The sequence below is a fragment of the Gemella sp. genome, assembly GCF_057272915.1.
In genome coordinates this window covers 1-5,895 of record NZ_DBHIUF010000037.1, presented here as the reverse complement: position 1 = coordinate 5,895, position 5,895 = coordinate 1, and the positions used below count along the sequence as shown (strand labels likewise).

General features: G+C 31.5%; 6 protein-coding genes and 3 pseudogenes. 8 read left to right on the top strand and 1 reads right to left on the bottom strand.

Features of this window, described 5'->3' with window-relative positions:
• Positions 1-568: 568 nt before the first annotated feature.
• A pseudogene (locus ACO6OL_RS08575) lies at positions 569-680 on the bottom strand (transposase); the annotation flags it as partial.
• A gap of 7 nt (positions 681-687) precedes the next feature.
• On the opposite strand from ACO6OL_RS08575, the gene ACO6OL_RS08570 reads away from it, so the two are divergent.
• The 8 genes and pseudogenes from ACO6OL_RS08570 to ACO6OL_RS08535 all read left to right on the top strand — a co-directional run bounded on the left by ACO6OL_RS08570 (position 688) and on the right by ACO6OL_RS08535 (position 5,723).
• Positions 688-846, top strand: coding sequence for a helix-turn-helix domain-containing protein (locus tag ACO6OL_RS08570; RefSeq protein ID WP_003144933.1), 159 nt, complete (start codon positions 688-690; stop codon positions 844-846).
• Positions 794-1,093 carry a class I SAM-dependent methyltransferase gene (locus tag ACO6OL_RS08565; protein WP_233445898.1) on the top strand — a complete coding sequence of 100 codons (300 nt, stop codon included), beginning with the start codon at positions 794-796 and terminating at the stop codon, positions 1,091-1,093. The genes ACO6OL_RS08570 and ACO6OL_RS08565 overlap by 53 nt, the downstream gene beginning before the upstream one ends.
• 8 nt (positions 1,094-1,101) lie before the next feature.
• Positions 1,102-1,563, top strand: coding sequence for a DNA-methyltransferase (locus ACO6OL_RS08560; protein ID WP_314405797.1), 462 nt, complete (start codon positions 1,102-1,104; stop codon positions 1,561-1,563).
• A pseudogene (locus ACO6OL_RS08555) lies at positions 1,544-1,978 on the top strand (DNA cytosine methyltransferase). Before ACO6OL_RS08560 ends, ACO6OL_RS08555 begins: the two are co-directional and overlap by 20 nt.
• A 247-nt stretch (positions 1,979-2,225) precedes the next feature.
• Positions 2,226-2,372: a DUF1413 domain-containing protein gene (locus ACO6OL_RS08550; protein ID WP_485502828.1), complete on the top strand. Its 147-nt coding sequence runs from the start codon at positions 2,226-2,228 to the stop codon at positions 2,370-2,372.
• Between the two features lie 132 nt (positions 2,373-2,504).
• Positions 2,505-2,873, top strand: a complete 369-nt coding sequence (locus ACO6OL_RS08545) for an ArsR/SmtB family transcription factor (protein WP_003145044.1) — start codon at positions 2,505-2,507, stop codon at positions 2,871-2,873.
• Between the two features lie 145 nt (positions 2,874-3,018).
• A pseudogene (locus ACO6OL_RS08540) lies at positions 3,019-5,100 on the top strand (heavy metal translocating P-type ATPase).
• Positions 5,101-5,243: 143 nt separating this feature from the next.
• Positions 5,244-5,723 carry a Csac_0668 family 2Fe-2S cluster-binding (seleno)protein gene (locus ACO6OL_RS08535; RefSeq protein ID WP_485486834.1) on the top strand — a complete coding sequence of 160 codons (480 nt, stop codon included), beginning with the start codon at positions 5,244-5,246 and terminating at the stop codon, positions 5,721-5,723.
• Positions 5,724-5,895 lie beyond the last annotated feature (172 nt).

Sequence of the window (5,895 nt, the reverse complement as noted above, 5' to 3'; positions counted from 1 at the left end):
TATATAATTTAATCGGACTGATTTTTTCCATCAGTCCGATTTTTTGATGAGCCAATAAATATCAGCCGTATTTATTATAGACCCAGAACCTTTGTGAGGGTGACTCGACAAAACTGATTTCTCAGAAATCACGATTTTTGAGTCACTCCATTTTTTCTTAATATTTAATAAAAGTTTTAAAAAAATATATATACAAATAAGGATGTATGTTAGAATAATATGTAATAGTAATTATATCGACGTAGGAAGGATAAGGCAGTGTCAAGATTTTTGTGTAAACATAATCTGAGGTTTTAAATAAAGTTAACTATTTAAATTTTATTAGTTTTATGGCTTTTATTCCTTAGAGTTTAATAAGATTTTTCGAGAGATTTTGTCAAGAATTCAAAGAAGGCTTGCCCTTGTTCTTGACAAAATCATAGAAAAATCTAAACTCTAGAAGGGAATAAAAGCTAGTTTATATATATTTCTTCTATTATATTCTCTAATTCTTCTTTCGCCATACTAAAACCATAGTGTGATATACCTACATATTTTACGTTATATTCACATGCTGATACACAAACATATCTGTTTAGAGATTGTTCATTAGGGAATTGTTCTTTTTTCTTTATTCCTTTTTTTAAATGTTTATTATAATTTTCTATTATATTTGTTGTATAAATACTTCTTCTTATTGATTTAGATATGCAACATAATGAGCTTATGGAAAAAGCAAATGTAAGTAGGAGTACATTTTATAAATTAAAGAATGGTGAGAATGTAACTACCGATATTTTGCTCAGAATTTGTGATGCATTGGATTGCGACATATCAGAAATTATGGAGTGTATTAAAAATGATTGAAATAATAAATGGAGAATGCATAGAAGAATTGAGGAAGTTAGACTCATCTACGGTTGATTTAATTATTACAGATCCTCCATATAATATTGCGAATTTCATGAACGGGAGAGATACAAATCTACAAAAAATGCGTTCTAATTTTTTTGGTGCTGCTGGTTGGGATGATTTAGATTTTAATGATTGGAAAGACCATATGAGATTGTTTTTAAAGAATCAAGTAGGATACTTAAGAATGGTGCTTCCATGATAGTTTTTATGTCAATATTAAGGGTTGAAACTCTTGTTGAAATAGCAAATAAATTTGGTTTTTATTATAAAACCACTGGAATTTGGCACAAAACAAATCCAATGCCTAGAAATATGAATTTACATTTTGTTAATTCAAATGAGTGCTGGATATATTTTACTTATAAAACAAAAACAGGAACATTCAATAATAAAGGTAAATTGGTTCTAGACTATATTGAAACATCTGTCACGACTGCTAGGGAAAAGAAATTAGGTAAACATCCAACACAAAAGCCAATTATATTATTCGAACATTTTATAAGATTGCTTTCAAATGAGGGCGATTTAGTAGTAGATCCATTTCTAGGAAGCGGTTCTTCTGCAATTGCAAGCTATAGATTAAATAGAAATTTTATTGGTGTTGAATTAGAAGAAAAATATGCTAAATTAGCGAATATGAGGGTAGAAGATGAGAAGACAAGTTATTGATTTGTTTTCTGGAGTTGGTGGACTATATAAAGGATTTTTTGACTCAGGATTTGAAATTGTTTTAGCAAATGAAGTTGACTATTCTATAGCTAATTCTTATAAAAAAAATCATCCTAAAGTGAAAATGATTAATGAAGATATTTCAAAATTAGATATTGATGATGTTTTTAATTAGTATAAAAATATAGATGTAATTGTTGGGGGACCACCTTGTCAAGGATTTTCTCAAAAAGGGAAAAGAAAAATAATGGATGATCCACGTAATTATTTATTTAAATATTTTTTTGAGGTAGATAGTGTTGTTAGACCGAAGTATTTTGTGCTAGAAAATGTACCCAACATATTAACTGCAAATAACGGACATTTTAAAGACGAAATTTATAGCTTATGTTCCAGTAATGGTTACACGTTATGATGATACCCTAGTAAGGAAGATTATCCAGAATGTTAGTGTTTATGATGACCACTTTGTAATATGCTTTAAATCTGGAATTGAAATGGAAGTATGATTTAATACTAATATAAACCGTCAATTAAGAGTTAGGTTCTCTTGATTGGCGGTTTTTGCATTGACTTTTACATGATTTATACATGTGATATTATCAAAAATGTTGTTTATAAGGTTATTGATAAGGAGTTGACCACATGAGTGATGTAATAAGCTGTTAGATGAAGCTATTAAAGAAACCGAAAACTTGTACGAAGGAGAAGTCTTTATTTTTAAGGAATTGTTTAAAGGATATGTATGGAACAGGATACCGAGAAAGGACTGTACTAATGGCGTAGTAGATGTTTTTGAGATATTTTAAATAATATAAAAACACTTGAATAAATGCTCATATAACTATTGACACAAGAGAAAAATAATAATATAATAAATATACAACGTATGAATGCTTATTCAAGTAATCAGATAAAATGATTTAAAAAGAGGTGATAATATGACTAAAAAATTTAATTCAATTGAAAGATGTGACTGCAATGTAATTCATGAGGATATTGTAAATCAAGTTAGAGATAAAATGCCTCAAGAAGAAAGCCTTTATGATCTAGCAGAATTATTTAAAGTATTTGGAGATTCAACACGAATCAGGATATTATGGGCTTTACATGAAGCTGAAATGTGTGTTTGTGATATCGCTGTATTACTTAACATGACACAATCAGCAATTTCCCATCAGCTGAGAGTCTTAAAACAAGCTAATTTAGTGAAAAACAGAAAAGAAGGCAAAGTAGTATATTATTCATTAGTTGATGATCATGTAAGAGAAATATTTGACCAAGGTCTAATTCATATCAACGAGAAGTAGTAATGCGGTAGAATAGAATATTTTTTGAAGATATTTGGGCATATATTTAAGTCTTCATTTCAAATGAGCAATGCTTCAAGAAAATTTGAAAAAGACTTGTAGTATTCAAAATAAAATTACAAATAATATTTAGGAGGATTTAATAATGAAAAAGAAATTTATACTTGAAGATTTAGATTGTGCAAATTGCGCGGCAAAAATGGAAAAGGCTATTAATGAGCTTGATGGAGTGAAAGAAGCTACTGTTAACTTTATGACCACAAAACTCGTTATTGATGGTGAGGATGAAAAAATGCCAACAATAATAGCAGAGGCCGAAAAAATAGTTAAAAAAATCGAACCCTATACAACTATGAAAAAGGCTTAAAGGAGGCTATTTAGTATGACAAAACGACTATGGCGAATAATTATTGGTACAGCCGTGTTAGCTACAGCAGTATTGCTTAGTTTAAATAACGAATGGTTACAGATTGCTCTCTTTATAATAAGTTACATTATTGTAGGCGGAGATGTTGTAAAAAGAGCTGTAAAAAATATTTTTAAAGGTCAAGTTTTCGATGAAAATTTTTTAATGAGTATTGCAACAATTGGTGCATTTTTTATTGGTGAGTATCCTGAAGGTGTTGCAGTTATGCTGTTTTATCAAGTTGGAGAACTGTTTCAAAGCTATGCAGTTGGCAAGTCGAGAAAGTCAATTGCAAGCCTTATGGATATTCGACCAGATTATGCAAATGTTAAAAAAGGTGATGAACTTGTCAAAGTTGACCCAGATGAAGTACAAATTGGAGATATTATTGTAATTAAAGCAGGAGAAAAAATTCCTCTTGATGGCAAGGTAATTGAGGGAAGTTCAATGATTGATACATCGGCACTAACAGGCGAATCTGTTCCTCGTGAAGTAGAAGTTGGAAGTGATATCCTAAGTGGGTGCATCAACATTAATGGGGTTATTACAGCAGAGGTTACCAAGGAATTTGGAGAATCTACTGTAAGTAAAATTCTTGATTTAGTTGAAAATGCAAGTAGTAAAAAATCCAATTCAGAACAATTTATTACGAAGTTTGCGAGATATTATACACCGGTTGTGGTTATAATTGCAGTTTTTCTAGCTATTATCCCACCTCTTGTTATAGACGGGGCGACTTTTAGTGATTGGATATATAGAGCACTAGCATTCCTTGTGGTATCCTGTCCGTGTGCTTTAGTTATTTCAATTCCTTTGAGTTTCTTCGGTGGAATAGGTGGAGCCTCAAAAAAAGGTGTTTTAGTCAAGGGTAGTAATTATTTAGAGGCATTAGCAGAAACTGAAATTGTTGTTTTTGATAAAACTGGAACACTAACGAAAGGTGTATTTAATGTACAGGAAATTCATCCAGAAGGAGTTTCCAAAGAAGAGCTACTAGAATTAACTGCACATGCGGAAAGCTATTCCAATCATCCGATTTCACTTTCACTGAAACGTGCATATAGCAAAGAAATAGACAATGGACGTATTTCAGATGTAGAAGAGATATCAGGTCATGGTGTTATTGCAACAATAGATGGCAAAAAGGTTATGGTAGGAAATATCAAACTTATGAAAATGATGGATATCCCTTATTTCAAGGGAGAGCTGATTGGTACTATTGTACATGTTGCTGTTAATAACAAATATATAGGTTACATTGTAATTGCCGATGAGGTAAAGGAAGATTCAGCACAAGCAATCAAGGAACTTAAGGCAGCTAATATTAAACAAACAGTTATGTTGACAGGTGATAATAAAAGTATTGGTTCAAAAGTTGCTAAAGAGCTTGGTCTTGATAAGGTTTATGCAGAACTGTTGCCAGCAGACAAAGTTGAAAAACTAGAAGAATTATTTTCGCAAAAATCTAAAAAAGGTAAACTTGCCTTTGTTGGTGACGGAATCAATGATGCACCTGTATTAGCTCGTGCAGACATTGGAATAGCAATGGGTGGTTTAGGTTCTGATGCGGCCATTGAAGCTGCTGATGTTGTAATTATGACTGATGAGCCATCGAAAATTGCTACTACAATGAAGATTTCTAAAAAGACACTAAAAATTGCACATCAAAACATAGTATTTGCAATTGGAATAAAAATAATTGTTCTTATTTTGAGTGCTTTTGGAATAACTACTATGTGGGCAGCTATATTTGCAGATGTAGGTGTAACTATCATCGCAGTATTAAATGCTTTTAGAGCTTTGAATGTAAAGAATCTATAAACTATTTTTCCTATTCACCCCTTGAATGATACCGATAATTGACTATACAATCAAGGGGTATTTTTTAATTTAAAAACTATAAATAAAAATTGGTTAGGATTTACCTTGAATTAAATGGTTTTAAAGATATGGAGGTTATGTAATTGAAAGTTATTGATGAATGTTGCTGTGAATGTATCACACAAAATTTAAATAGAACAAAGGAGAGTTGCCCTGTCTGTAATAATGAAGGAGTAACAGTTAGTAGGATAACCGTTGAACACTTGGTGACAGATGATTATCGTAATGCCGTTGATGGAGATCAATATAAGATATGCATGAATGAGGACTGCGACGTTATTTACTATAACTTAGATAAAGAAATAAAATTCTTAAAAGACCAAGTTAGGGTTCCTATCTGGTTTAAGAAAGATGCAGATCCTAAGTATGCTTGTTATTGCAGCAAAGTCACAGAAGATCAGGTAATTGAAGCAGTTGTAAAGCATGGTGCGAAAACCGTTAAAGAAGTAAACGCCATAACTGGAGCAATGAAAAATTCGCTTTGTAAGGAAAACAATCCTTTGGGGGTATGTTGTCATAAGATTATTCAGGAAGCCATTGATAAGGGATTAACCGTGAAATGATTTGAGTTGATATGTTCTCACGAACAGACAAAACCGTTGATATCTTCCCACAAACGAGAGCCAATGTTGGATATGTTTCCGACTACGAGTGTGGATATGTTCCCCTTAACCATAGGGATTGAGAGGAGTAACACCGACAGGAAAAAATAGAATACCTAAAATGTCATTTTTG

Coding starts and splice junctions, on each gene's coding strand:
- ACO6OL_RS08570 (WP_003144933.1), top strand. CDS start 688: ATGCAACATAATGAGCTTATGGAAAAAGCAAATGTAAGTAGGAGTACA.
- ACO6OL_RS08565 (WP_233445898.1), top strand. CDS start 794: ATGCATTGGATTGCGACATATCAGAAATTATGGAGTGTATTAAAAATG.
- ACO6OL_RS08560 (WP_314405797.1), top strand. CDS start 1,102: ATGTCAATATTAAGGGTTGAAACTCTTGTTGAAATAGCAAATAAATTT.
- ACO6OL_RS08545 (WP_003145044.1), top strand. CDS start 2,505: ATGACTAAAAAATTTAATTCAATTGAAAGATGTGACTGCAATGTAATT.